This window comes from Citrobacter arsenatis (genome assembly GCF_004353845.1).
Lineage (GTDB): Bacteria > Pseudomonadota > Gammaproteobacteria > Enterobacterales > Enterobacteriaceae > Citrobacter > Citrobacter arsenatis.
In genome coordinates this window covers 3,180,283-3,204,460 of sequence record NZ_CP037864.1, presented here as the reverse complement: position 1 = coordinate 3,204,460, position 24,178 = coordinate 3,180,283, and the positions used below count along the sequence as shown (strand labels likewise).

The 24,178-nt window shown below is 54.5% G+C and carries 25 protein-coding genes, 2 tRNA genes, 1 pseudogene and 1 riboswitch; of the genes and pseudogenes, 22 read left to right on the top strand and 6 right to left on the bottom strand.

What is annotated here, in order from left to right:
* Nucleotides 1–198 precede the first annotated feature (198 nt).
* A riboswitch (cobalamin riboswitch) is annotated at nucleotides 199–373 on the top strand.
* Between the two features lie 88 nt (nucleotides 374–461).
* The 21 genes from E1B03_RS16695 (at nucleotide 462) to ldtA (ending at nucleotide 18,005) form a co-directional block, all read left to right on the top strand.
* Nucleotides 462–1,841, top strand: a complete 1,380-nt coding sequence (locus tag E1B03_RS16695) for a cobyrinic acid a,c-diamide synthase CobB (protein ID WP_103771285.1) — start codon at nucleotides 462–464, stop codon at nucleotides 1,839–1,841.
* Nucleotides 1,838–2,797, top strand: a complete 960-nt coding sequence (cbiB, locus tag E1B03_RS16690) for an adenosylcobinamide-phosphate synthase CbiB (RefSeq protein WP_103771284.1) — start codon at nucleotides 1,838–1,840, stop codon at nucleotides 2,795–2,797. Before E1B03_RS16695 ends, cbiB begins: the two co-directional genes overlap by 4 nt.
* 10 nt (nucleotides 2,798–2,807) lie before the next feature.
* Nucleotides 2,808–3,440 carry a cobalt-precorrin-8 methylmutase gene (locus E1B03_RS16685; protein ID WP_103771283.1) on the top strand — a complete coding sequence of 211 codons (633 nt, stop codon included), beginning with the start codon at nucleotides 2,808–2,810 and terminating at the stop codon, nucleotides 3,438–3,440.
* Entirely contained in the window at nucleotides 3,437–4,573 is a 1,137-nt protein-coding gene (gene cbiD / locus E1B03_RS16680; RefSeq protein WP_103771282.1) for a cobalt-precorrin-5B (C(1))-methyltransferase CbiD, read from the top strand. The genes E1B03_RS16685 and cbiD overlap by 4 nt, the downstream gene beginning before the upstream one ends.
* Nucleotides 4,567–5,172: a cobalt-precorrin-7 (C(5))-methyltransferase gene (locus E1B03_RS16675; protein ID WP_133086594.1), complete on the top strand. Its 606-nt coding sequence runs from the start codon at nucleotides 4,567–4,569 to the stop codon at nucleotides 5,170–5,172. The genes cbiD and E1B03_RS16675 overlap by 7 nt, the downstream gene beginning before the upstream one ends.
* A complete protein-coding gene (locus E1B03_RS16670; protein WP_103771280.1) occupies nucleotides 5,162–5,731 on the top strand; it encodes a decarboxylating cobalt-precorrin-6B (C(15))-methyltransferase in 570 nt (189 codons plus the stop codon). Before E1B03_RS16675 ends, E1B03_RS16670 begins: the two co-directional genes overlap by 11 nt.
* Nucleotides 5,724–6,497 carry a cobalt-precorrin-4 methyltransferase gene (locus E1B03_RS16665; protein WP_003030275.1) on the top strand — a complete coding sequence of 258 codons (774 nt, stop codon included), beginning with the start codon at nucleotides 5,724–5,726 and terminating at the stop codon, nucleotides 6,495–6,497. The genes E1B03_RS16670 and E1B03_RS16665 overlap by 8 nt, the downstream gene beginning before the upstream one ends.
* Nucleotides 6,478–7,533, top strand: coding sequence for a cobalt-precorrin 5A hydrolase (gene cbiG / locus E1B03_RS16660; RefSeq protein ID WP_133086593.1), 1,056 nt, complete (start codon nucleotides 6,478–6,480; stop codon nucleotides 7,531–7,533). Before E1B03_RS16665 ends, cbiG begins: the two co-directional genes overlap by 20 nt.
* The gene (locus E1B03_RS16655; RefSeq protein WP_003030278.1) at nucleotides 7,533–8,258 is read left to right on the top strand and encodes a precorrin-3B C(17)-methyltransferase; all 726 of its coding nucleotides are present in this window, start codon (nucleotides 7,533–7,535) and stop codon (nucleotides 8,256–8,258) included. Before cbiG ends, E1B03_RS16655 begins: the two co-directional genes overlap by 1 nt.
* Nucleotides 8,255–9,040, top strand: a complete 786-nt coding sequence (locus E1B03_RS16650) for a cobalt-precorrin-6A reductase (protein WP_123267447.1) — start codon at nucleotides 8,255–8,257, stop codon at nucleotides 9,038–9,040. The genes E1B03_RS16655 and E1B03_RS16650 overlap by 4 nt, the downstream gene beginning before the upstream one ends.
* A 10-nt stretch (nucleotides 9,041–9,050) precedes the next feature.
* The gene (gene cbiK / locus E1B03_RS16645; protein ID WP_103771277.1) at nucleotides 9,051–9,845 is read left to right on the top strand and encodes a sirohydrochlorin cobaltochelatase; all 795 of its coding nucleotides are present in this window, start codon (nucleotides 9,051–9,053) and stop codon (nucleotides 9,843–9,845) included.
* Nucleotides 9,842–10,555 (top strand): cobalt-factor II C(20)-methyltransferase, encoded by a 714-nt coding sequence (locus E1B03_RS16640; protein WP_133086592.1) that lies wholly within the window; start codon nucleotides 9,842–9,844, stop codon nucleotides 10,553–10,555. The genes cbiK and E1B03_RS16640 overlap by 4 nt, the downstream gene beginning before the upstream one ends.
* A complete protein-coding gene (cbiM, locus tag E1B03_RS16635) occupies nucleotides 10,552–11,289 on the top strand; it encodes a cobalt ECF transporter S component CbiM (RefSeq protein ID WP_043016809.1) in 738 nt (245 codons plus the stop codon). Before E1B03_RS16640 ends, cbiM begins: the two co-directional genes overlap by 4 nt.
* A gap of 2 nt (nucleotides 11,290–11,291) precedes the next feature.
* Nucleotides 11,292–11,573, top strand: a complete 282-nt coding sequence (locus E1B03_RS16630) for an energy-coupling factor ABC transporter substrate-binding protein (RefSeq protein WP_006683999.1) — start codon at nucleotides 11,292–11,294, stop codon at nucleotides 11,571–11,573.
* On the top strand, nucleotides 11,560–12,237 hold the full coding sequence (locus E1B03_RS16625) for an energy-coupling factor ABC transporter transmembrane protein (protein WP_103771275.1): 678 nt from the start codon (nucleotides 11,560–11,562) through the stop codon (nucleotides 12,235–12,237). Before E1B03_RS16630 ends, E1B03_RS16625 begins: the two co-directional genes overlap by 14 nt.
* An 8-nt stretch (nucleotides 12,238–12,245) precedes the next feature.
* Nucleotides 12,246–13,061 (top strand): energy-coupling factor ABC transporter ATP-binding protein, encoded by an 816-nt coding sequence (locus E1B03_RS16620; RefSeq protein ID WP_103771274.1) that lies wholly within the window; start codon nucleotides 12,246–12,248, stop codon nucleotides 13,059–13,061.
* Nucleotides 13,058–14,578: a cobyric acid synthase gene (locus tag E1B03_RS16615; RefSeq protein WP_133086591.1), complete on the top strand. Its 1,521-nt coding sequence runs from the start codon at nucleotides 13,058–13,060 to the stop codon at nucleotides 14,576–14,578. Before E1B03_RS16620 ends, E1B03_RS16615 begins: the two co-directional genes overlap by 4 nt.
* Nucleotides 14,575–15,120, top strand: a complete 546-nt coding sequence (gene cobU, locus E1B03_RS16610) for a bifunctional adenosylcobinamide kinase/adenosylcobinamide-phosphate guanylyltransferase (RefSeq protein WP_103771272.1) — start codon at nucleotides 14,575–14,577, stop codon at nucleotides 15,118–15,120. Before E1B03_RS16615 ends, cobU begins: the two co-directional genes overlap by 4 nt.
* On the top strand, nucleotides 15,117–15,860 hold the full coding sequence (cobS, locus tag E1B03_RS16605; protein WP_016153511.1) for an adenosylcobinamide-GDP ribazoletransferase: 744 nt from the start codon (nucleotides 15,117–15,119) through the stop codon (nucleotides 15,858–15,860). Before cobU ends, cobS begins: the two co-directional genes overlap by 4 nt.
* Before the next feature lie 24 nt (nucleotides 15,861–15,884).
* Nucleotides 15,885–16,949, top strand: a complete 1,065-nt coding sequence (cobT, locus tag E1B03_RS16600; protein ID WP_133086590.1) for a nicotinate-nucleotide--dimethylbenzimidazole phosphoribosyltransferase — start codon at nucleotides 15,885–15,887, stop codon at nucleotides 16,947–16,949.
* 126 nt (nucleotides 16,950–17,075) lie between these two features.
* Nucleotides 17,076–18,005 (top strand): L,D-transpeptidase, encoded by a 930-nt coding sequence (ldtA, locus tag E1B03_RS16595; protein ID WP_103771348.1) that lies wholly within the window; start codon nucleotides 17,076–17,078, stop codon nucleotides 18,003–18,005.
* 23 nt (nucleotides 18,006–18,028) lie between these two features.
* On the opposite strand, the gene E1B03_RS16590 is transcribed toward ldtA, so the two are convergent.
* The 5 genes from E1B03_RS16590 to mtfA all read right to left on the bottom strand — a co-directional run bounded on the left by E1B03_RS16590 (nucleotide 18,029) and on the right by mtfA (nucleotide 22,665).
* Entirely contained in the window at nucleotides 18,029–18,712 is a 684-nt protein-coding gene (locus E1B03_RS16590; RefSeq protein ID WP_103771270.1) for an ABC transporter ATP-binding protein, read from the bottom strand.
* 10 nt (nucleotides 18,713–18,722) lie between these two features.
* A complete protein-coding gene (locus tag E1B03_RS16585) occupies nucleotides 18,723–20,411 on the bottom strand; it encodes an ABC transporter permease (protein ID WP_133086589.1) in 1,689 nt (562 codons plus the stop codon).
* Nucleotides 20,395–21,432 carry an extracellular solute-binding protein gene (locus tag E1B03_RS16580; RefSeq protein ID WP_133086588.1) on the bottom strand — a complete coding sequence of 346 codons (1,038 nt, stop codon included), beginning with the start codon at nucleotides 21,430–21,432 and terminating at the stop codon, nucleotides 20,395–20,397. Before E1B03_RS16580 ends, E1B03_RS16585 begins: the two co-directional genes overlap by 17 nt.
* Nucleotides 21,433–21,692: 260 nt before the next feature.
* Nucleotides 21,693–21,768: transfer RNA gene (locus E1B03_RS16575), tRNA-Asn, on the bottom strand.
* Between the two features lie 132 nt (nucleotides 21,769–21,900).
* Entirely contained in the window at nucleotides 21,901–22,665 is a 765-nt protein-coding gene (mtfA, locus tag E1B03_RS16570) for a DgsA anti-repressor MtfA (protein WP_103771267.1), read from the bottom strand.
* Between the two features lie 93 nt (nucleotides 22,666–22,758).
* Here mtfA and E1B03_RS16565 point away from each other — a divergent pair.
* Nucleotides 22,759–22,848, top strand: a tRNA-Ser gene (locus E1B03_RS16565).
* A gap of 394 nt (nucleotides 22,849–23,242) precedes the next feature.
* On the opposite strand, the pseudogene E1B03_RS16560 reads toward E1B03_RS16565, so the two are convergent.
* Nucleotides 23,243–24,076, bottom strand: a pseudogene (locus E1B03_RS16560) (class I SAM-dependent methyltransferase); the annotation flags it as partial.
* Between the last annotated feature and the right edge of the window lie 102 nt (nucleotides 24,077–24,178).

The following is a 24,178-nucleotide window of genomic DNA, read 5'->3' as shown; positions in this document are numbered from 1 at the left end:
AGTTTTTATTTTTGTGATGAGATACAGTGTCTGTGTGAATGACTTTCTTTATTCTTTGCTGACACTTTCATTCAAAATGCGAACATATGAATAAGTGGGTTTAGGCCAGGTAATTGGTTGAATGAACCCGGAAAGATATTAAATTGAATTATTGTCATGAGGTCGTGAATTTACCTCATAACAGAGAGCTTAATTAACCAGGCTCTTGAACTGACAGGTTTGCCACATTTGTGGTAGGGAAGGGGGTGAGAATCCCCCGCAGCCCCCGCTGCTGTGATGCTGACGACCCCGTATGGACCACTGATCGCAAGATTGGGAAGGACGGGTGAGGATGACGCTAAGCCAGAAGACCTGCCTGTCAGTGACTACCAACAACTTCGGTGGGAAGTGGGTGGTTCAGATGCATACAGTCGAGAGACTGGGTATCTCTACACCCCTACCACCCTGAACAGGATCAGGGTATGGCGGCCAATTTTCACGCATTTGTTCTTGCAGGCACCGGCAGTGGCTGTGGTAAAACCACGGTGACGCTGGGCTTGTTGAGCTTGTTGAAAAAGCGCGGTTTACGCGTCCAGCCTTGCAAAGTGGGGCCTGATTATCTTGATACCGGCTGGCATACAGCGGTATGTGGCACCGCTTCCCGCAATCTGGATAGCTTCATGCTTCCCGTCCCCACGCTGAACGCTCTATTTCGCGAGCAGATGCAACAAGCGGATATCGCCGTGATTGAAGGTGTGATGGGGCTGTATGACGGTTATGGCACCGACCCAAATTACTGCAGCACCGCCGCGATGGCCAAACAGTTAGGCTGCCCGGTTATCTTACTGGTTGATGGCAAAGCCGTTTCCACCTCGATCGCCGCAACGGTAATGGGATTTCAGCATTTTGATCCAACCCTGAACATCGCCGGCGTCATTGTCAACCGGGTCAACAGTGAAACGCATTATCAACTCCTGAAAGTGGCGATTGAGCGCTACTGTGATGTACCCGTCTTAGGCTATGTTCCCCGTATGGAAGGCGTTGCACTTCCCGAACGGCATCTGGGGTTGGTGACCGCGCGCGAGTCGGTTATTAACCAGCAGCCGTGGCAGGAGTTTGCCGCGACGCTGGAGCAAACTCTTGATATCGACGCTCTGCTGGCATTTAGCCAGTTAACCAATCTTCCTGCTGGTGAATGGCCAGCGCTACCTGCCGCAGACGCCGGGGCAGGGCTAACGCTTGCCATCGCTGATGACGAAGCCTTCAACTTCTACTACCCGGATAACATCACGCTCCTGGCACGCACAGGGCTTAACATTGTCCGTTTTAGCCCGTTGCACGATACCTGCTTACCCGACTGTCAGATGATCTGGCTAGGTGGTGGCTACCCTGAGTTACATGCTGCGGCGCTGGCCCGCAATGTCTCAATGCTGAATCAACTGCGGGCGGCGCACCAACGAGGTGTTGCGATTTATGCCGAGTGTGGTGGGTTGATGTATCTCGGTAGTTCGCTGGAGGATAGTCACGGTGATACCTGGCTGATGGCGGATATCATTCCCGGTCACAGCAAAATGGGGAAACGTCTGACCCGATTTGGCTACTGTGAAGCACAGGCCGCACAGCAAACATTGTTAGCCGCAGCAGGCGAAGTGCTGCGTGGACATGAATTCCACTACTCCGATTTTACCCCTGAAACGCCAGCGGTGATGAACTGTCGCAAAGTACGCGATGGTAAAACGCTGCAAGCCTGGTCCGGCGGCTGGCAGGTCGGAAACACCTTTGCCAGCTACCTGCACGTTCATTTTGCTCAACGTCCGCAGATGCTTAACCATTGGCTGGCAGCCGCGAGAAGCGCGCTATGACGATCCTCGCGTGGTGTGTTGCCTGGCTGCTTGATTTTATCATCGGCGACCCGCAGAACTGGCCGCATCCGGTGCGCTGGATTGGCAATCTGATTTCTGCGGTGCAGCGAGTTGTTCGACGTTACTGCCATAGCGACCATGCGTTACGCATCGGTGGCGCGGTGATGTGGATTGTGGTGGTTGGACTGACCTGGGCTGTGTCCTGGGGAGTGCTGGCGCTGGCGCAATTAATTCATCCCTGGCTTGGTTGGGTACTTGAGGTTTGGATGATCTTTACCGTACTGGCCGGGCGCTGTCTGGCAAACGCCGCGCAGGATGTCGAGCGTCCGCTGCGTGCCGGTAACCTTGCCGCAAGTCGGGAAAAGCTGTCATGGATTGTGGGACGCGATACCTCGCAATTACAACCTCACCAGATCAATCGCGGCGTAGTAGAAACCGTGGCGGAGAACACCGTTGATGGCATCATCGCGCCGCTGTTTTTTCTCTTCCTCGGCGGAGCGCCCCTGGCGATGGCCTACAAAGCGGTAAACACCCTTGACTCCATGGTGGGCTACAAACATGAGAAATACCGCGCTATCGGTATGGTCAGCGCCCGTCTGGACGATGTCGCAAATTATATTCCTGCAAGACTGAGCTGGCTGCTGTTGGGCGCAGCAGCATTTTTATGCCGTCAGGACGGCGCGCGTGCTTTGCAGATTGGCTGGCGAGATCGCTACAACCACAGCAGCCCAAACTGCGCGTGGTCGGAAGCATCCGTTGCCGGGGCATTAGGAATTCGGCTGGGTGGTCCTAATGACTACTTTGGCGAGCGCGTTGAGAAACCGTGGATCGGTGATGCACAACGTGACATTTCGGTAGACGACATTTCCCATACGATTCGATTGATGTGGGTGGCATCGACGCTGGCACTGGCGCTGTTTATCGCGCTGCGGTGGCTGCTGGTCGGTGTAGCCTGAGGACAACACAATGCAATATATCCAGCAACCCCAGGCGATTGAGGCCAAAAGTTTCGACATTATTGGTGAGATCATCCGTGAAACCCGCCCGGAATATCAGTTTGCCAGTCCGTTACATGAAGCCATTATCAAGCGGGTCATTCATACGACGGCGGATTTCGACTGGCTGGACATTCTGTGGTTTTCCAGTGATGTGCTGGAGCAGTTCTGTGCGGCGCTTAGCCGTTCGAGCGTGATTTATACCGACACCACGATGGCCCTTTCCGGGATTAATAAAACGCTGCTGGCAAAATTCGGCGGTGAATGTCGCTGCTACATCAGCGATCCGCGCGTCGTGCGTACGGCAAAAGAGCAGGGTATTACCCGGTCTATGGCAGCCGTTGATATTGCGGTGAAGGAAGAGGGGGAAAAGCTGTTTGTCTTTGGCAACGCACCCACTGCGCTGTTCCGCCTGCTTGAGCATGATGTTGCCGTCAGCGGTGTGGTTGGTGTACCGGTCGGATTCGTTGGTGCACAAGAGTCGAAAGATGCCTTGACCCAAAGCAATTTGCCCGCCATTGCCGCGTTAGGTCGCAAAGGGGGGAGTAACGTCGCTGCCGCTATCGTCAACGCCATGCTTTATCACATGCAGGGGGCGCGATGAGCGAGGCCTTCGATACGCCGGTGTGGCACAACGGTAAAGCGCTGCGTAAAGGATATACCACGGGATCGTGCGCGACGGCGGCTGCAAAAGTGGCAGCGCTGATGGTATTGCGCCAGCACCTGATCCATCAGGTTTCCATTGTGACGCCTTCAGGGGTGACGTTGTGCCTGAACGTGGAGTCGCCGCATATCGAAGGGCTGCAGGCGATAGCCGCCATCCGCAAAGACGGTGGCGATGATGTGGACGCCACCCACGGCATGCTGATTTTTGCCCGCGTGACGTTAAACGAGAGTAAAGAGATAACTCTTCAGGGGGGGGAAGGTGTTGGCACGGTAACCCGTAAAGGAATCGGCCTGCCGGTGGGTAGCTCCGCGATAAACCGTACACCTCGCCAGACTATTGAGTCCGCGGTACGTGAGGCTATTGGGCCAAATCGTGGGGCGCAGATTGAAATCTTCGCGCCGGAAGGCGAAGAGCGGGCGCAAAAAACCTACAACTCCCGCCTTGGCATTCTGGGCGGCATTTCGATCATCGGCACCACGGGTATCGTCACGCCAATGTCGGAAGAGAGCTGGAAACGTTCACTTTCTCTGGAGCTGGAAATTAAGCGAGCGGCGGGGCTGGAGCGTGTCGTACTGGTACCCGGAAACCACGGCGAGCGTTTTGTGCGCGAACAGATGGGCATCGACACGCAGGTCGTGGTCACCATGAGCAACTTTGTCGGCTACATGATTGAAGAAGCTGTCCGTCTTGGATTCCGGCAAATCGTGCTGGTGGGGCATCCTGGCAAGCTCATCAAAATTGCGGCGGGGATCTTCCATACCCACAGCCATATTGCCGATGCCCGCATGGAAACGCTGGTGGCTCACCTCGCGTTGCTTGGCGCACCGCTGGAACTGCTGAGGCTGGTCAGCGACTGCGATACCACCGAGGCGGCGATGGAACACATCGAAGCATACGGTTTTCAGCATATTTACAACCATCTGGCGGAGCGTATCTGTCTGCGCGTCCTGCAAACGTTGCGCTTTACCAAAAATCCCCCGACCTGCGATGCCATTATGTTCTCTTTTGATAATCAGGTGCTTGGCAGTAATCGCCCGGTCGCAGAGATTGCTGAGGAGATGCAATGTTAACCGTTGTAGGGATGGGACCCGCCGGTTTGCATTTGATGACGCCTGCGGCGCGTGAAGCGGTCGCAAAGGCTGATGTTCTGGTCGGTGGAAAGCGTCATTTGCAGCAATTCCCGGATTTTACCGGTGAACAGTTTGCGCTCGGTGCCAACATCCCGGAACTCCTGAACTGGATCCGCGCACGCCAGGAACAAAGCATTGTGGTACTGGCGTCTGGCGATCCGCTGTTTTACGGCATCGGGACGCGCATGGTGGCGCATTTTGGTATTGAGAATGTGCGCATTATTCCCGGCATTAGCGCGGTGCAGTACCTGTGTGCGCAGTCCGGTATTGATATGAACGATATGTGGCTGACCAGTAGCCATGGTCGTAGCGTCTGTTTCGATGAACTGGCGCGACATAACAAGGTGGCGATGGTGACGGATACGCTGTGCGGCCCGCGGGAAATCGCGCAACAGCTTATCGCACGAGGCAAAGGGTATCGCTGGATGGTGATTGGCGAAAACCTGGCGATGGAAAACGAACGGATCCATTTCCTGCCTGTGAGTGAAGTTAACGCCGACTATGACATGAATGCAGTGGTGATCCTCGATGAAAGATGAGCTGTTTCTGCGTGGAGAGAAAGTGCCGATGACCAAAGAAGCGGTACGCGCACTTGCCCTCTCAAAACTTGAATTACACCGCGCCAGTCACCTGATTGATATTGGTGCCGGAACCGGCAGCGTGTCGATAGAAGCGGCGTTGCAATATCCTGGATTGCACGTGACGGCAATCGAGCGTAACCCGGCAGCGCTCAGATTGCTGGATGAAAACCGCCAGCATTTTGCCTGCGCAAACATCGACATTTTTCCAGGCGTTGCGCCAATGACTATCGCGGAAAAAGCCGATGCCATTTTTATGGGCGGCAGCGGCGGCCATTTGACCGACCTGATTGACTGGTCAATGCGTCAATTGCATCCCGCAGGGCGACTGGTGATGACGTTTATCCTCCAGGAAAACCTCAACACGGCGCTGGCACATCTGGACCATCTTGGCGTACAGGGAGTGGATTGCCTGCAGCTACAGGTTTCTTCGCTTACCCCGCTTGGCAATGGTCACTATTTTAAACCGAATAACCCCGTATTTGTTATCGCCTGTCAGAAGGAAGGAAACCATGTCTGAGATTTTTGATCCCCGTAGCGTGTGGTTTGTTGGCGCAGGTCCAGGCGATCGCGAGCTGATTACCCTCAAAGGTTACCGGTTGCTACAGCAGGCGCAGGTTGTTATTTACGCCGGATCGCTGATTAACACTGAACTACTGGAATATTGCCCTGCCGGCGCTGAATGTCACGACAGCGCTGAACTGCATCTGGAACAGATCCTCGATCTGATGGAGGCCGGAGTGAAAGCGGGTAAGACCGTTGTCCGTCTGCAAACCGGCGATGTTTCGCTGTACGGGTCCGTGCGTGAACAGGGCGAGGAACTGACCAAACGCGGGATCGACTGGCAGGTGGTGCCTGGCGTCAGCGCATTCCTCGGTGCGGCGGCAGAACTCGGCGTGGAGTACACCGTACCTGAAGTCTCACAAAGCCTGATCATTACCCGCCTGGAAGGGCGCACACCGGTCCCCGAGCGCGAACAGCTGGAGTCCTTTGCCAGTCACCAGACATCTATGGCGATTTATCTGTCCGTCCAGCGTATTCATCGGGTAGCCGAGCGTTTAATTGAAGGCGGGTATCCGGCGACCACGCCAGTGGCGGTGATCTACAAAGCAACCTGGCCGGAAAGCCAGACCGTGCGTGGGACCCTGGCGGATATTGGCGACAAGGTTCGCGATGCGGGCATCCGTAAAACGGCCCTTATTTTGGTCGGTAATTTCCTGGGCTCGGAGTATCACTACTCCAAACTCTATGCGGCGGACTTTAGCCATGAATACCGTAAAGCCTGAATCCATTGCGCTTTTTTGCCTGACCCCCGGCGGCGTCGTGCTGGCGAAACGTCTGGCGGCCATGCTACCGGTCACCTGTTTTACCAGTGAAAAGCTGCTGGAAGAGGGGTTTATTGCTTTCGAAAACGGCTTTGCGAATACCGCCCGCGAAGCGTTTGCGAATTACTCTGCGCTGATTTTTATCGGGGCGACCGGCATTGCGGTGCGCGTGCTGGCCCCGTTGGTTAACGACAAATTTTGCGATCCGGCGGTGGTGGTCATTGATGAACGAGCCCAGCATGTCATCAGCCTGCTCTCCGGTCACGCAGGGGGCGCCAATGCGCTGGCGCGTTATCTGGCGGGCATGCTGGGCGCCGACCCGGTTATCACCACGGCGACGGATGTGAACGATATGGCGGCACTGGATACGCTGGCGTTTCAACTGAATGCCCGGATGAGTGATTTCCGTTCGGCGGTGAAGATTGTGAATCAGATGCTGGTCAGCAATAAGCGAGTCGGGCTGTGGTGGGATGACGAACTTACGCAGGATGTCAGCCATTGTGACCGACGCGGTTTTATCACGGTAACCGACCTCAATCAGCTTCCGGAACTGGATGCGCTGGTGTGCATCACCTTACGTACCAATTTACCCGATCTGCCTGTTCCTCACTGGAAGCTGGTGCCACAGCGGGTTGTGGCCGGAATTGGTTGTCGTCGTGACACGCCGTTCCCGCTGTTGGCCGCGCTGCTTGCCCGACAACTCGAAGCCCAGCAGCTCGACCCACTGGCGTTAAAAGCGATTGGCAGTATCACGCTGAAAAAAGATGAACAGGGACTTATCCAACTGGCTTCGTGCTGTCGCGTTCCTTTCGAAACTTTTACCGCTGACGCGCTGCGTGAGCATGAGCACCGTTTTCCGGCCTCATCGTTTGTTCGCAAAACGGTGGGTACAGGAAGCGTTTCCGGTCCTGCAGCCTGGCTGTTGAGCCACGGAAAACTGTTAGGCGAGACCCTGCGAGAACAGGGCGTCACTATCACTTTGGGAGTTTCACACTGATGTTAAGCGTAATTGGAATTGGTCCTGGCTCGCAGGCAATGATGACCATGGAAGCCGTTGAAGCATTGCAGGCGGCGGAAATCATCGTTGGCTATAAAACCTACACCCATCTGGTAAAAGCGTTTACTGGTGACAAGCAGGTGATCAAAACCGGGATGTGCAAAGAGATTGAACGCTGTCAGGCGGCGATCGAACTGGCGCAGGCGGGTCACAACGTGGCGCTGATCAGCAGCGGAGATGCGGGAATTTACGGTATGGCCGGGCTGGTGCTCGAGCTGGTCAGCAAGCAAAAGCTGGACGTTGAGGTCAGGTTAATCCCAGGCATGACCGCCAGTATTGCCGCAGCCTCTTTGCTGGGTGCTCCATTGATGCATGATTTCTGCCACATCAGCTTAAGCGATCTGTTGACGCCGTGGCCGGTTATCGAAAAACGCATCGTTGCCGCCGGCGAAGCAGACTTTGTTATCTGTTTCTACAACCCGCGCAGCCGGGGTCGCGAAGGCCATCTGGCGCGCGCATTTGAACTGCTTTCTGCCAGCAAGAGCGCGCAAACGCCGGTTGGTATTGTGAAATCAGCCGGACGTAAAAAGCAGGAAAAATGGCTGACCACGCTCGGTGAAATGGATTTTGAGCCGGTTGATATGACCAGCCTTGTGATTGTTGGCAACAAAACAACCTATGTTCAGGACGGCCTGATGATCACGCCACGAGGTTATGTGCTGTGAATTACGGTGATGTGCTGGTCATGGGCGGTACCAGCGATGCGCGCATGCTATGCCAGCAACTGGATGCGGCAAACGTGGCCTACACCTTGTCGGTTGCCACCCCAACGGGGAAGCAACTGGCGGGAGACATCAAAGGTCAGGTGCGCTGCGGGCGTCTGGAACGCGAACAAATGATTGCCTGGCTGCAGGAAAACCGGACGCGCTGGGTGATTGACGCCTCGCATCCGTATGCCGAAGTGGTAAGTCGCAACATCATGAGTGCCTGCGAAGCGGCGGGTGTATTGCTGAGCCGATATCAGCGCCCTGAGCAGTTGAGCGGTTTAACCCACCCGCATCTGTATACCGTACAGAGCATTCCGCAAGCCTGCGAGGTGGCGCGACGCTTCGGCGATCGCGTGCTGCTGACCACCGGCAGTAAAGATCTGGCCATCTGGCGTGAAGGGTTGCCTGAAAAAACGCTGCTGGCGCGCGTTTTGCCTGTACCTGAGGTGATTCAGCAATGCGCAGACCTGGGATTTGGCGTCGGTGAAATCTTCGCACTGTGCGGGCCGTTTAGCGCGGAGTTCAACGCCGCGTTTTATCGCCAGTGCCAGGCTGATGTGGTGATCACCAAAGCATCCGGTGCGGAAGGTGGTTATCAGGAAAAGGTTCAACCCTGTCTGGATGCCGGAATCCCCTGCATCGTGATTACACGTCCGGCACCGTTGGTGACGGGAGAAGAGTTACTGGAAAGTCAGGCCGCCTTTGGGGCGCGTTTAACGCGCTGGCTGGCCGCTGCTTAAGGAGTTAGAGATGAAAAAGGCGCTTCTGGTGGTCAGCTTTGGCACCAGCTATCACGACACCTGTGAGAAAAATATTGTGGCCTGTGAGCGCGATCTCGCAGCCAGTTGCCCTGACCGCGACCTGTTCCGGGCGTTTACCTCCGGGATGATAATCCGCAAGCTCAAGCAGCGCGACGGCATTGAAATCGACACGCCGCTGCAGGCGCTGCAAAAACTGGCGGAGCAGGGATATCAGGATGTGGCTATTCAGTCGTTGCATATTATCAACGGCGACGAATACGAAAAAATTGTCCGCGAAGTGCACAGTATGCGTCCGCTGTTTTCACGCCTGACGCTGGGTGTACCGCTGCTGAGCAGCCATGAAGATTACGCCCAGCTGATGCTGGCGCTGCAACAGCAAATGCCAGCGCTTGGCGAAAGTGAAAAAGTGGTGTTTATGGGACACGGTGCCAGCCATCATGCCTTTGCCGCCTATGCCTGCCTGGATCATATGATGACGGCGCAGCGCTTTCCGGCGCGGGTTGGGGCGGTGGAAAGCTATCCGGAAGTGGATGTGCTGATTGAAAGTTTATCTCAGGAAGGGGTGACGGCGGTACATCTGATGCCGCTGATGTTAGTTGCTGGCGATCATGCCATCAATGACATGGCCTCCGACGAAGATGATTCGTGGAAAACATTGTTTAACGCGGCCGGGATACCGGCAACGCCGTGGCTTAGTGGTCTGGGTGAGAACCCGGCGGTTCGCGCGATGTTTGTGGCGCATTTACAGCAGGCGCTGAATGTTGCGCTGGAGGAAGCGGCATGAGCGGAAAACTGTACGCATTAAGCACCGGGCCAGGTGCTTCCGATCTTATCACCGTGCGGGCCGCACGCACGCTGGGTCATCTCGATATTCTCTATGCGCCTGCCGGACGTAAAGGCGGCGACAGCCTGGCGCTATCGATTGTGCGGGAGTATATCGGTGAGCAGACCGAAATTCGCTGCTGTCATTTTCCGATGAGTGCCGACAGTGCTGAAAAAGAGGCCGTATGGGATGAGGTTGCTGCCGCGCTGGTTCAGGAAGTCGAAGCCGGTAAGCAGGTGGGCTTTATCACGCTCGGCGACGCCATGCTGTTCAGCACCTGGGTCTTTTTACTCCAGCGTATTGGCTGCCCTGACTGGTTGGAAATTGTACCGGGTGTAACCTCTTTTGCTGCGATTGCCGCGCGTTCCAAAACGCCGCTCGCCATGGAGCAACAGTCTCTGGCGGTAGTCTCCTGTACCGCGCCGGAAGCTGAAATCCAGCAGGCGTTAAAACAGCATGAAAGTCTGGTGTTGATGAAAGTGTACGGTCGTTTTGCGCGCATCAAAGCGCTGCTGCAACAAGAGGGTTTGTTGGACTGCGCATTGATGATGTCTGAAGCCACGCTGCCAGGTGAACAGTGCTGGCGTCATCTCAACGAAGTCAGCGACGACCAGCCGCTGCCTTATTTCTCGACCATTCTGGTTAATAAACAGTGGGAGTATGCACAATGAAGCTTGAACAACAGCTAAAACAGCTGTCTTTCAGCGGGTTGGCTGCGGCGCTATTACTGATGATTGTTCCTGAACAAGCGTTCGCCATGCACATTATGGAAGGCTTCTTGCCGCCGATGTGGGCGCTGGCCTGGTGGCTGCTGTTTTTACCCTGCCTGTGGTACGGATTAGTGCGCTTGCGCCAAATCGTACAGGAAGATAGTCACCAAAAAGTGTTACTGGCTCTGTGCGGGGCCTTTATTTTTGTGCTGTCGGCGCTGAAAATTCCTTCCGTTACAGGAAGTTGTTCACATCCTACCGGTGTTGGCCTGGCGGTTATCCTGTTCGGACCTGGCGTGGTGGCAATCCTTGGGGCAATCGTCCTGCTGTTCCAGGCACTTTTGCTGGCGCACGGTGGTTTGACGACGCTCGGCGCGAACGGTATGTCGATGGCGGTGATTGGCCCGGTAGTGGGTTACATGGTGTGGAAAATGGCCTGCCGTGCAGGGCTGCGTCGTGATGTCTGCGTCTTCCTGTGCGCGATGTTGGCGGATCTCGTCACCTATTTCGTGACCTCGGTGCAGTTGGGCGTTGCGTTCCCGGATCCGTCCGCTGGCGCGACCGGCTCAATCATCAAGTTCATGGGGATTTTCTGCCTGACGCAGATCCCAATTGCGATTGCGGAAGGTCTGCTCACCGTAATGATTTATGACCAGTTAACCAAACGGCAGTTGATTACTGCTCAAGGACATTAACGATGAAAAAGACGCTGATTTTATTAGGGATGGTCGTCGCGCTGGTGATCCTGCCGTTCTTTATCAACCACGGTGGAGAGTACGGCGGTTCAGACGGCGAGGCGGAGAGTCAGATTCAGGCCATTGCCCCACATTATGAGCCGTGGTTCCAGCCGTTGTATGAACCCGCAAGCGGTGAAATTGAAAGCCTGCTGTTTACCCTCCAGGGATCGCTGGGTGCAGCCGTGATTTTCTACATTCTGGGTTATACCAAGGGCAGGCAACGCCGTGATGACCGGGCTTGACAGGCTTAGCTATCAAAGCCGCTGGTTTCATGTCTCACCGGTGCGGAAATTTCTGCTCTGGCTGATGATGATGATTCTGGCGTTTACTCTGCCCCCGCTGGGGCAGGGTATTGAGCTGCTACTGATTGCCGCGCTGAGCTGCTGGTTGCTGCGCATTTCCTTTTGGCGCTGGTGCCGCTGGATGGCCTTGCCGTTTGGCTTTCTGACGGTTGGCGTGGTGACCATTCTGTTTAGTTTTAGCCGCGATCCGCAGATGCTGCTGGCTAGCATCCCCGTGGGAAGCTATTGGTTAGGCGTGAGCGCGCCAGGGCTGGTCACCGCCAATGAAACCTTCTGGCGCAGCCTGGCTGCGCTGGCGGCAACGTTCTGGCTGGTACTGAATCTGCCGTTTCCGCAATTAATTATCTTACTCAAACGTGGGCGCGTTCCTCGCCTGTTAACTGAGCAGATCCTGCTAACCTGGCGCTTTATTTTCATCCTGTTGGACGAGGCGCTGGCTATTCATCGCGCACAAACGCTGCGTTTTGGTTATCGTAGCTTGCCGTTGGGCTATCGCTCGCTGGCGATGCTGGTGGGATTGCTGTTTACCCGCGTGTTGATCCGCTACCAGCAAATGACCACCACACTGGATATCAAACTGTATCAGGGTGATTTTCACCTGTAAGGAAAAGTATGCTTGCCACCTCAGCGCTTTGGTTTCGCTATCAGGATGACCCGATCCTCAAAGGGCTAACGCTGGACTTTTCTACCCATGCCGTCACCGGGCTGGTTGGTGCCAATGGCTGCGGGAAATCCACGCTGTTTATGAACCTGAGTGGCTTACTGCGTCCGCAGCAAGGCGCGGTTATGTGGCAGGGCAAACCGCTGGATTACAGCAAGCGCGGCCTGCTGGCGCTGCGTCAGCAGGTGGCAACCGTATTTCAGGACCCCGATCAGCAAATCTTTTATACCGATATCGACAGCGACATTGCTTTTAGCCTGCGTAACCTTGGCGTGGATGAGGCCGAAATCTCCCGCCGGGTAGAAGATGCGCTCACGCTGGTCGACGCCCAGCATTTTCGTCATCAGCCTATTCAGTGTCTAAGTCACGGGCAAAAAAAACGCGTGGCGATTGCCGGGGCGTTGGTGTTGCAGGCGCAATATTTACTCCTGGATGAACCTACCGCTGGCCTCGACCCCTCTGGCCGCACGCAGATGATTGAGATAATTAAACGCATCGTAGCGCAAGGAAACCACGTGGTTATCTCCAGTCATGATATCGATCTTATCTATGAAGTTAGCGATGCGGTGTACGTTTTACGTCGGGGCGAAGTGCTAACGCACGGTACGCCGGGTGATGTTTTCGCCCGCACGGAACTGATTGAACAAGCGGGATTAACGCAGCCCTGGCTGGTAAAGCTGCATACTGAGCTGGGCTTTCCGCTGTGTAAAACAGAGGCTGAATTTTTTAGTCGTATGCGAGAGAACGCACTGAAGGAGGCGTCATGACGCAGGCAATTATGTTGCAGGGAACGGCATCTGATGTGGGTAAAAGCGTATTGGTCGCCGGGCTATGTCGAATTTTTTATCAGGATGGACTGCGTACCGCGCCATTCAAATCGCAGAATATGGCGCTGAACTCGGGTATTACCCCAGAAGGTAAAGAGATGGGGCGCGCGCAAATTTTTCAAGCCGAAGCCGCCGGCATTACGCCAGATGTGCGTATGAATCCGGTATTGCTTAAGCCGACCAGCGATCGTAAAGCGCAGGTTGTGCTGATGGGCAAAGTGGCAACCGATATGGATGCGGTGAGCTACCACGAGTACAAACCGCGTCTGCGGGATCAAATTCTGTCAGTGTATAACAGCCTGGCACAGGAGTTCGATGTGCTGGTGCTGGAGGGGGCGGGAAGCCCGGCTGAAATTAACCTTCGCGATCGCGATATCGTCAATATGGGTATGGCTGAGATGGCACAATGTCCTGTCATTCTGGTGGCGGATATCGACCGTGGCGGGGTATTTGCCTCCATTTATGGCACGCTGGCGCTACTGCACGATCATGAACGCGCCAGGGTGAAAGGCGTAATCATCAATAAGTTTCGCGGTGATGTGGCGCTGCTGTACTCCGGTATTGAGCAAATTGAAGCGCTGACCGGCGTTCCGGTACTGGGCGTTATGCCCTGGCTGGATGTTGATCTGGAAGATGAAGATGGCGTTGCGCTGCAAAAGGGCAAATATTTGCGCACAGACAAACGCGACATCGACATCGCGGTGGTTCAAATACCGCACATTTCTAACTTCACGGATTTCAATGCGCTTGCCGCACAGCCGGATGTGCGCGTGCGCTATGTGCGCCAGCCTGAAGAACTGGCGGGGGCCGATCTTGTGATTCTGCCCGGCAGCAAAAATACGCTGGGCGATCTGGTGTGGCTGCGTGAAAGCGGGATGGCGCATGGCGTCGTGCAATTGCATCGTAATAACGTTCCGGTGGTGGGGATTTGCGGCGGTTATCAAATGCTCGGCGACACCATCATTGATGAAGTCGAGTCAGGACTTGGTACGCTGCCGGGTCTGGGCTTGCTCAATACTGTGACCCATTTTGCCCAGCATAAAACTACCACCCTGGTTGAGGGGCAAATGTCCTCCTCGCTGCCCGACTGGCTGGCAGGCACGGCGGGGTTATCCGTTCGCGGTTATGAAATCCATATGGGCGAAACGACGTTGACTGAAGAATGCCGGTCGGTGATGACGCTGCGCAAAGACGGCGGCAATGTGGCTGATGGTGCGGTCACTCAGGATGGCCTGGCGTTCGGCACTTATCTTCACGGTCTGTTCGACAGCGATGAATTTACCCGTGCGCTGGTTAATGGCCTGCGAGAGCGTAAAGGATTAGCGCCGCTGGATTCCACCTTCCATTACGCGCAATATAAATCGCAGCAGTTTGATCTGCTGGCGGATGCGATGCGGCAACACATCGATATTGAGAAAATTTATACCATCATGCAGCAACACCGGGAGCCAGTATGATGATTCTGGTTACTGGTGGCGCGCGAAGCGGTAAGAGTCGGCATGCGGAAGCGCTGATCGCGGATTCTCCAAACGTTTTGTATATCGCAACTTCGCAGATTTTTGATGAGGAGATGGCGGCGCGAATTCAGCATCATCGCGATGGACGCCCTGCGCACTGGCGTACAGCCGAGCGCTGGCAACATCTTGATGAACTGATAACGGCAGCAAACGATCCACAAGAAGCCATTCTGCTGGAGTGCATCACCACGATGGTGACCAACCAGTTGTTTGCGCTGGGCGGTGACAGTGACCCGGATAGCTGGGATTACGCGGCGATGGAGCAATCCATCGAGGATGAGGTCCGTTCGCTGATTGTGGCCTGCCAGCGCTGTCCGGCAAAGGTTGTGCTGGTAACCAACGAAGTGGGAATGGGGATTGTTCCGGAGAACCGTCTGGCACGGCATTTTCGCGATATTGCAGGACGCGTGAACCAGCGACTGGCGGCGGCAGCTGATGAGGTCTGGCTGGTGGTATCAGGAATTGGAGTCAAAATTAAATGAGTAAGTTGTTCTGGGCAATGCTCTCTTTTATCAGTCGCTTGCCCGTTCCTGCTCGCTGGTCGCAAGGACTGGATTTCGAGCACTATTCGCGCGGTATTGTGATGTTTCCCCTGATTGGCGTGGTGTTGGGAGGGTTGACGGGGCTGGTCTTTATGGCGCTGCAGCCCTGGTGTGGCGTGCCATTGGCGGCCCTGTTTGCCGTCCTCACGCTGGCGTTATTGACCGGGGGGTTTCATCTCGACGGGCTGGCTGATACCTGCGACGGTATTTTTTCGGCCCGTCGACGCGAGCGGATGTTGGAGATCATGCGTGATAGCCGTCTGGGAACCCATGGCGGACTGGCGTTAATTTTCGTTTTACTGGCGAAGGTGCTGGTGGTGAGCGAACTGGCTTTGCGTGGCACGCCGATGCTGGCCGCGCTGGCAGCGGCATGTGTCGCAGGGCGAGGAACGGCGGTGTTGCTCATGTATCGACATCGCTATGCCCGCGAAGAAGGGCTGGGCAACGTTTTTATTGGCAAAGTCACCGGGCGTCAAACCTGCGTTACGTTGGGATTCGCGGCTATCCTGGCCGCCGTGCTACTTCCCGGCATGCGCGGCGTGGCAGCGCTGGTTGTCACGATGGTGGCGATTTTTATTCTTGGGCAGTTATTAAAACGCACGTTGGGTGGGCAGACCGGCGATACGCTGGGCGCAGCCATTGAACTTGGTGAGTTGATTTTCCTGCTGGCTCTGCTCTGAGTCAGCCAACATACTGGAACCCCTATGCAGACTTTAACCTCTTTACTCCACGCAATCCCTTCACCTGATAGCGCTGCGATGTTGCGTGCACAGCAGCATATCGACGGATTGCTTAAACCGCCGGGAAGTCTTGGTCGGCTTGAATCGCTCGCCGTGCAACTGGCCGGAATGCCTGGCCTGAAGGGTGTGCCGCACGTGCATGGCAAAGCGATGCTGGTGATGTGCGCCGATCACGGCGTGTGGGATGAAGGGGTTGCCGTTTCGCCTAAAGTTGTTACGGCTATTCAGGCAGCCAATATGACGCGTGGAACCACCGGCGTTTGCGTCCTGGCCGCGCAGGCGGGGGCAAAGGTACATGTGATTGACGTGGGAATTGATGCTGAACCTATTCCCGGCGTGGTGAATATGCGCGTGGCACGCGGCTGCGGCAATATTGCCCAGGGCCCGGCAATGAGCCGCTCGCAGGCCGAAGAACTGCTGCTGGAAGTTATCCGCTATACCCATAAGCTGGCCAAAGACGGCGTAACGCTGTTTGGCGTCGGGGAGCTTGGTATGGCAAATACGACGCCTGCAGCGGCAATCGTCAGCGTGCTGACCGGCAGTGATGCCGAGGATGTGGTGGGCATCGGCGCTAACCTGCCGCTTTCCAGAGTAGGCAATAAAGTTGAGGTTGTGCGGCGAGCCATTGCCGTCAATCAACCGAATCGCCATGACGGTATCGATGTACTGGCTAAGGTTGGCGGATTTGATCTTGTCGGTATGGCGGGGGTGATGTTGGGGGCGGCCTCCTGCGGCCTGCCGGTCGTACTGGACGGTTTCCTCTCTTATTCCGCAGCGTTGGCGGCCAGCCAGATTGCACCGCAGATTAAACCTTACCTGATCCCGTCACATTTCTCCGCTGAGAAGGGAGCCCGTACCGCGCTGGCGCATCTTGAATTGGATCCGTATCTCAATATGGGAATGCGTTTAGGCGAAGGCAGCGGGGCTGCGCTGGCGATGCCGATTGTTGAAGCCGCCTGTGCAATGTATACCAACATGGGGCAGCTTGCCGCCAGTAACATTGTGCTTCCGGATGGTAAGGAAGCGTAGTTACGTGAGATTTGAACCCCGCGTGATGGCGGGGTTTTTTTATGCACATTTTAGACGTAACCCACTAAAACAGATAATAAAAGCTATAATTAACGGATGTCTGCTGCGACGAAGGAAAGGAAAAAGATGCGTCGTGTAAAACTGCTTTGTTCACTCATTATGCTGCTCGCGAGTCAGGGCGCGCAGGCGGTGAGCTATCCGCTACCGCCAGAAGGGAGTCGCCTGGTGGGAAGCCCTTTGACTATTACGGTACCTTCAGGCAACACTCAGCCGTTGGAAGCTTTTGCCGCGCAGTACGGGCAGGGGTTAAGCAATATGCTTGAAGCCAATCCCGGCGTGGATGTTTTTCTGCCTAAGTCTGGCTCAACGCTGGTTGTGCCGCAGCAACTGATTTTACCGGATACCGTGCGTGAGGGGATCGTCATCAACGTGGCAGAAATGCGCCTTTACTATTATCCCCCCGGCAGCAATACGGTTGAAGTTTTACCCATTGGCATTGGCCAGGCGGGCAGAGAAACGCCGCGCAACTGGGTGACGGCGGTAGAACGGAAGCAAGAAGCGCCAAGCTGGACGCCGACGCCGAATACCCGCCGCGAATACGCCGCGCGCGGGGAAAGCTTGCCGGCGTTTGTGCCAGCTGGACCAGATAACCCGATGGGGCTGTATGCGATTTATATCGGCAGGCTTTATGCCATTCATGGCACAAATGCGAATTTCGGCATAGGTCTGCGGGTCAGCCAGGGTTGCATCCGTTTACGTAATGACGACATTAAATACCTGTTTGATACCGTACCGGTTGGCACACGTGTGCAATTGATAGACCGACCGGTGAAATACAGCGTAGAGCCGGACGGTAGTCGCTGGGTGGAGGTGCATGAACCCCTGTCACGAAACCGTTCGGAATACGAGTCTGACAGAAAGGTTCCCTTGCCAGTCACTCCCGCGTTGCGCACTTTCATCAGCGGGAATGACGTGGATGTGAGTCGCGGAAATCAGGCTCTGGAAAGACGCTCTGGTATGCCGGTGAACATCAGCCGGGTTCAGACACATTATTAATTATCACGGCGACCCGGTTACCTTTAATCTGGGTGGGTCGCTGTTTTAAGTTGATACTGCCCCATTTTTACCACGCCAATATGGTCTGCCATCAATTGCGCTTCGTGTTCGCTGTGGGTAACCAGCAGTGCTGTTTGCCCGGCGGCGCGCAAAATATCCCGCACCTCGTTGCCAAGACGCTCACGCGTGCGCTTATCAAGACTGGAGAAGGGCTCATCGAGCAGCAGGATTTCCGGATGCGGAGCCAGCGCACGTGCAAGGGCGATACGTTGCTGCTGCCCGCCGGAAAGTTCATGCGGATAACGACCGGCATGGCCGTGTAACTCCACCATTTTTAACAGCTCCGCCACCCGGACTTGTTGCTCCTCGCGCGGCATTCGTCGTAATCCAAAGGCCACGTTTTGTTGCGCAGTCAGGTGGGGAAATAGCGCATATTCCTGAAAGACCATGCCGACATGCCGTTTTTCCGGCGGCAGATGAACGCCAGAACCGGCAACGCGGCGCTGTGACACATAGATCTCTCCGCTTCGCAGCCGTTCAAATCCGGCAACTGCGCGTAGCACCGTGGTTTTTCCACAGCCTGAAGCGCCCAGCAGACAGGCGATTTCTCCTTTACGTACCGACATGGAAAATCCGCTCAGTACCGATTGCTGGCTGTTACCGTAGGCAACGTGCACATCCTGGAGTCGTAATGCAATTTCTGACATTGTTGCTCTCTTAACCACGGCGTGTCATCTGGTGACGCACCAACAAAATAACCGGTAGCGTGCCCGCTAAAACAATCATTAGCGCGGCGATAGCGCCTTCTTCATAGGTTCCACGGGCGGCTTCCGCATACAGCAACGTTGCGAGCGTTTCGAAGTTTACCGGGCGCAAAAGCAGTGTGGTTGGTAGTTCTTTCATGGCATCGGCAAAAACCAGCAGGGCGCTACTCACTAACGCCGGACGCAGCAACGGGAAATGAACCCGTGCAAATGTTCCCGCACCATTCTCACCCAACAGACGGGACGCCTGTTCCAGCGACGGCGGGATGCGCCCCAGACCGGAATCCAGCGCGCCGATAGCAATCGCCTGGAAACGCATGGCACAGCAAATTACCAGCAGGATCCCGGCAGACATCAGCGGCAGACCGCGAACATCCAGTAAATCGGCCAGCCAGCGGTCAACCGCCATGGCGGGGGTTAAAAAACCAATCGCCAGAATGGTGCCGGGAACCGCGTAGCCTAACGAAGCCAGACGCATTACACTGCGACGAAATCCCGGCATCGCGTTGTCTGCGGCGCTATGACGTGCGCTCCAGGCCACCAGCATACTGACGCAAACCACCACCAGCGTGGTTCCCGCTGCCAGTGATAGCGTATTTTGTAATGCTGACAGCAACGAGGTAGATATTGGATTCTCGTCGCCTATGCGTTTGGCGCTTTCCCAAATTAAAAACAGCACCGGGGCCAGAAAACCCAGTACAACCGGCAGTGAAATAACGCCACCGAGCAACCAGCCACGCCAGCCCAGCACGCGAGTGGGTTGAATTTCCCGCAGACTGCGGCTGCTGAAGCCCTGTTTTCTGCGGCCATAAAATTCCAGCGTCAGAATAAAAAATATAAACATCAGCATCATGCAGGCGATTTGCGCCGCGGCAGATAAATCAGAACGCGAGATCCACGTGGTGTACACGGTAACGGTTAACGTTTGAACTCCAAGGAATTCCGACGCACCGATGTCGTTAAGGGTTTCCAGCAGCGCCAGACTGATCCCAACGGCCAGTGCCGGACGGGCCATGGGGAGAGCGACGCGAAAAAAGGTTCCGGTTGCGCTGCATCCCAGCGTGCGTGCGGCTTCCAGTAAATGAGCCGGCTGGCTGATAAACATGGCGCGGGTTGTCAGATACACGTAAGGGTAAAGCACTAGTCCGAGCAGGATTATTGCACCGGAAAGGGAACGTAAATCCGGCAGGCGGAACTGCCGTGGACTGTCAAAGCCGAGTAAGAAACGGATAAAGGTTTGCAGGGGACCAATCGGATGCAGCAGATCGAGCCACGCAAAGGCGACGATATAGGTCGGCATCGCCAGCGGCAACAGCAGCGCCCAACTGAGAATTTTTCGCCCAGGGAAATCCCACGCCGTTACCGCCCATGCGCTGCCTACGCCAATGACGCCTACCATTACCGCGACACCAGCGAGCAACAGCGCGGTGTTTTTTAGCGCTGAAGGCAGTACATATGTCATGAGATTATCCCAGTGGGATAAATCGGCTTGGGTGGCTTGCCAGATCAGCGCAACGACGGGGGTCAGCACGCCAAGTGCGACGCACAGCGCGCCAATATGCAACGGCGTTAATAATGACTGCGGCCCGGAAACCAGGCCGCGTAACGTCGGAAACTGCAGAGGTTTATTGATCGAATCCAACTTTATCTACCAGCAGACTAGCTTGTTTACGATACTTCACGATTTCGGTTAGCGGCGTTTTATCGACGTCGATTTCACCGATTGTGGCGCTGATTACCGGGTCAAGCGTTACGCCTTTCAGTACCGGATATTCGAAGTTCGCTTTCGCGTACTGCTGCTGGGCAGGCGCGGAAACCAGATATTCCATCAGCTTAACGGCATCGGTTTTATTCGGCGCATAGCGGGCAACGGCAGCACCGCTGATGTTGACGTGCGTACCACCATTTTCAAAGGTGGGTTTGACGACTTTAATGGCATCGCCCCACTGACGCGCATCGCTGCCTTCTTTGGCGTTTTTCATATGGCCGACGTAATAGGAGTTAGCCAGACCAATATCACAAATTCCACCGAGGATATCGCGGGCAACATCGCGGTCGCCGCCGGTGGCTTTACGCGCCAGATTAGCCTTCACGCCGCGCAGCCATTCTTCGGTTTTAGCTTCACCATGATGGGCAATCATCGCGGCGATCAGCGCCGTATTGTACGGGTGCTGACCTGAACGAATACAAACTTTACCTTTGTATTCAGGGCTGGCGAGCTGTTCGTAATGCCAGTTATCGATTGTCAGTGATTTCTCGGCATACAGCACGCGGGCACGCATCGAAAGCGCAAACCACTGATTATCCGCACCACGCAGATTCGCCGGAATGGCGGCTTTCAGTGCTTCTGACTCTACAGGCTGGGTAACACCCGCTTCCACTAAATCGATGAGATTACCGGCATCGACGGTCATCAGCAGGTCGGCAGGGGAGTTTTTTCCTTCTGCCTTCACACGCTCAAGCATGCCGTCCTTAATATAGACCGTACTCACTTTGATACCGCTGGTTTTAGTCCAGCTGTCAAGTAAAGGCTGGATCAGGCCCGGTTCACGGGTGGTATAAAGCGTTAACGTTTCCTGAGCGAAAGCCGGCAGGCTAACAGAGAAGACCAGGGCAGAGGCAAGCGTGATACGGCGCAATCCGGTGCGAGGCAGAGCATTCATCGTTTTTATCCCAGAGTAATTGGAACGTACAGTGAACCGAGCAAGGCTCGTTCTTTTGGCTCGCGTACAATAAATGATAATCACTAACACTTACAATAATTGCAAAGTGTAAACGATTTACATTTACATAACTTTAATCAACGATGTGATGCGGCATGGAATGGGGCGTTATGGCAGGGAGGGGATTTACAGAAGATACTATTCGACGGGAATAAAAAAGCAAAAAGCCTGCTTAGTTTCCTAAGCAGGCTTCTTAAATATGGCTCCTCTGACTGGACTCGAACCAGTGACATACGGATTAACAGTCCGCCGTTCTACCGACTGAACTACAGAGGAATCGTGTGAACGAGGCGCATATTACTGACCTCGCCATGAGGTGTCAACAGTAAAATTAGCACGTCATTTCAATTGGTTAATTAATCTTCAAATTCAGCGTTAATGCACATTTGGTGAGCGATAATGGCTACCTTAGCGGGTATCGCGTAACCGCTCCATGGGGTTCTGGCGGTAAAACTGAATGAAACGTTGCCATAAGGCCGGAAAACGTGGCGCAAATAATTCAGGGGCACTGAAGAAATACTCCGATAGAACGGCAAAGCATTCGGCCGGATCGGTCGCTGCGTAGGCATCTATACTGCACGCGGTTTCACCGACCAGATCAATTTCATCCTGAATGTTATTCATTGCGGCATGCAGGTCGTGCTCCCAACTGGCAATATCTCGCAGAGGGATCGCCGGAATACCACTGGCGCGGTCGCCATTACGCATATCGAGCTTATGCGCCACTTCATGAATGATCAGATTAAAGCCGGAGGCATCAAAAGAATCTTGAATGTCGAGCCAGTTGAGGATTATCGGACCTTGCTGCCAGCTCTGCCCGGACTGTACTACGCGTTGATTATGCACCAGCCCAATATCGTCTTCCCACTCATCGTCTACGACAAACGGAGCAGGGTAGATGAGAACTTCATGAAACCCATCGAGCCACTCGATTCCCAATTCAAGAACTGGCAAACAGAAAAGCAGCGCAATGCGCGTACTTTTCAACGGATCCAGTTCAAACCCCTGAAGCGCTACCAATCTTTTTTGCTGTAAAAAGCGCTCGGCCAGGGCGATAAGTCTGGCTTGTTCTTGCTCGGTGAGATTCACCAAAAGAGGAATAGCCATGGCGTCATCCCACGGCCAGTCGTCATTCCGGGCTGTTTCTTGTTCTTTCCAGGGCCACTTAATCATCGTTTTGCTCGCAAACTCGTCACTTGAACGAAATTGACGGAACGGGGTCTGTTAAAATGCCAAATTACCTGGCATCATGGCAACCGCTAAAACGGAGAGATGCCAGAGCGGCTGAATGGACCGGTCTCGAAAACCGGAGTGGGGGCAACTCCACCGGGGGTTCAAATCCCCCTCTCTCCGCCACTATTACCAGTATTTAACTGTTTTTGATGGTTTCTATCCAAAATTCCCTTCTTCAGCTTTTCAATTGATATACCTTTCTGAAAACTATCTGCCATATCTTCTCGATATATCTTGAACAAACTGACCGTCAAATACGTTATCACTTACCCAGCGTTCCCGGTAGAAATTTACCAGTATGCCATTCATTTTGTGAGCTAAGTCGTATGACTTTGAAGTCCGTCTGCTTTACTCGGTTGGTATTGGATCTGGATCCCAGTGCAAATACTGATGACGTAAATTTGTTCACATGTTGCGGGAAACTATCTGGGAGAAAGTGATCATTCACGCTACTAATGAAATAAGCGCACCTGAAACAAAAGTGCGCTTTTTTATCATGGCGTTATGGGGGTTATTTTTTTTCTGCCAGCAAAGCGTAAAGTTTACCCTCAAATGTTTCACTAACAGGCCAGGCTCGACTGTCTGGGCACTGTAATACGGTGAAACCATTGTCACTCAGAAGACGGAGATATTCTTCATCATGCCAGGCAGTCATTTGACTTCCGAAGCGAGTAGTATTGCTGTTTTCATCAATAGCCCAGAACCGGGTAGAACTGGTTTGTGTCTCTTCATCCCAGTTGTGCTCTGTTAAAAGAAGATGTGGGCTGGCAATAAATAATCCTTGTGGGCAACGTTGCCAGTCGGGGGGCGCCATCCCCTGGCGTTTTACTTCAGCAAAGGTATGCACTTCAACCAGCAATTTCCCGCCAGGCTGGAGCCAACGTGCGCAGTTTGCGATCAGCGCTCTGGCATCCGTGGCACTGAAAACATTGAGTTCACCAAATGTGATCATAATGAAATCGAACGACTCTTCCGGCGCGTAACGACGAATATCTTGCTGGACGTAGTTGATTTGCAAACCAGCATCATGCGCCTGCTTTATAGCCCAATTGACTGATGCAGGCGAGAAATCGACCCCGGTGCAAGTAAAACCGAGTCTGGCTAATTGGTTGGTATACAAGCCTGGACCGCAACCCAGGTCCAGTACTCGTGCTCCCGTCGCCAACTGGTTTGAAATCCAGGTTACCTGCTGGCGAATTACACTCTGTCGCCGACTGGCCCAGTCGTGATCCTGGGATAAATGGTTTTCCAGCATGCGCTGGCTAAAGTCCGGTTCGTCCCAGGGGATTTTGTCCTCGCCAGAGAGGAGTTGTATGCGACCTGTGGTAGAAATAATGGTGCTGATATCCATAAAATCCTTCTTATGACGTTTCTGTGAATTATTACGGTGTGCTACTGAGTGTTCAGGCGTTGATGAGATAAATTCATACCGGAAAACCAGCTTGATCATCAT

Coding starts and splice junctions, on each gene's coding strand:
- cbiK (WP_103771277.1), top strand. CDS start 9,051: ATGAAAAAGGCGCTTCTGGTGGTCAGCTTTGGCACCAGCTATCACGAC.
- E1B03_RS16620 (WP_103771274.1), top strand. CDS start 12,246: ATGCTTGCCACCTCAGCGCTTTGGTTTCGCTATCAGGATGACCCGATC.
- cbiD (WP_103771282.1), top strand. CDS start 3,437: ATGAGCGAGGCCTTCGATACGCCGGTGTGGCACAACGGTAAAGCGCTG.
- mtfA (WP_103771267.1), bottom strand. CDS start 22,665: ATGATTAAGTGGCCCTGGAAAGAACAAGAAACAGCCCGGAATGACGAC.
- cobS (WP_016153511.1), top strand. CDS start 15,117: ATGAGTAAGTTGTTCTGGGCAATGCTCTCTTTTATCAGTCGCTTGCCC.
- E1B03_RS16630 (WP_006683999.1), top strand. CDS start 11,292: ATGAAAAAGACGCTGATTTTATTAGGGATGGTCGTCGCGCTGGTGATC.
- E1B03_RS16675 (WP_133086594.1), top strand. CDS start 4,567: ATGTTAACCGTTGTAGGGATGGGACCCGCCGGTTTGCATTTGATGACG.
- E1B03_RS16685 (WP_103771283.1), top strand. CDS start 2,808: ATGCAATATATCCAGCAACCCCAGGCGATTGAGGCCAAAAGTTTCGAC.
- E1B03_RS16590 (WP_103771270.1), bottom strand. CDS start 18,712: ATGTCAGAAATTGCATTACGACTCCAGGATGTGCACGTTGCCTACGGT.
- cbiM (WP_043016809.1), top strand. CDS start 10,552: ATGAAGCTTGAACAACAGCTAAAACAGCTGTCTTTCAGCGGGTTGGCT.
- cobU (WP_103771272.1), top strand. CDS start 14,575: ATGATGATTCTGGTTACTGGTGGCGCGCGAAGCGGTAAGAGTCGGCAT.
- E1B03_RS16640 (WP_133086592.1), top strand. CDS start 9,842: ATGAGCGGAAAACTGTACGCATTAAGCACCGGGCCAGGTGCTTCCGAT.
- E1B03_RS16615 (WP_133086591.1), top strand. CDS start 13,058: ATGACGCAGGCAATTATGTTGCAGGGAACGGCATCTGATGTGGGTAAA.
- cbiG (WP_133086593.1), top strand. CDS start 6,478: ATGAATACCGTAAAGCCTGAATCCATTGCGCTTTTTTGCCTGACCCCC.
- cobT (WP_133086590.1), top strand. CDS start 15,885: ATGCAGACTTTAACCTCTTTACTCCACGCAATCCCTTCACCTGATAGC.
- E1B03_RS16655 (WP_003030278.1), top strand. CDS start 7,533: ATGTTAAGCGTAATTGGAATTGGTCCTGGCTCGCAGGCAATGATGACC.
- ldtA (WP_103771348.1), top strand. CDS start 17,076: ATGCGTCGTGTAAAACTGCTTTGTTCACTCATTATGCTGCTCGCGAGT.
- E1B03_RS16695 (WP_103771285.1), top strand. CDS start 462: ATGGCGGCCAATTTTCACGCATTTGTTCTTGCAGGCACCGGCAGTGGC.
- E1B03_RS16670 (WP_103771280.1), top strand. CDS start 5,162: ATGAAAGATGAGCTGTTTCTGCGTGGAGAGAAAGTGCCGATGACCAAA.
- cbiB (WP_103771284.1), top strand. CDS start 1,838: ATGACGATCCTCGCGTGGTGTGTTGCCTGGCTGCTTGATTTTATCATC.
- E1B03_RS16665 (WP_003030275.1), top strand. CDS start 5,724: ATGTCTGAGATTTTTGATCCCCGTAGCGTGTGGTTTGTTGGCGCAGGT.
- E1B03_RS16580 (WP_133086588.1), bottom strand. CDS start 21,432: ATGAATGCTCTGCCTCGCACCGGATTGCGCCGTATCACGCTTGCCTCT.
- E1B03_RS16625 (WP_103771275.1), top strand. CDS start 11,560: ATGACCGGGCTTGACAGGCTTAGCTATCAAAGCCGCTGGTTTCATGTC.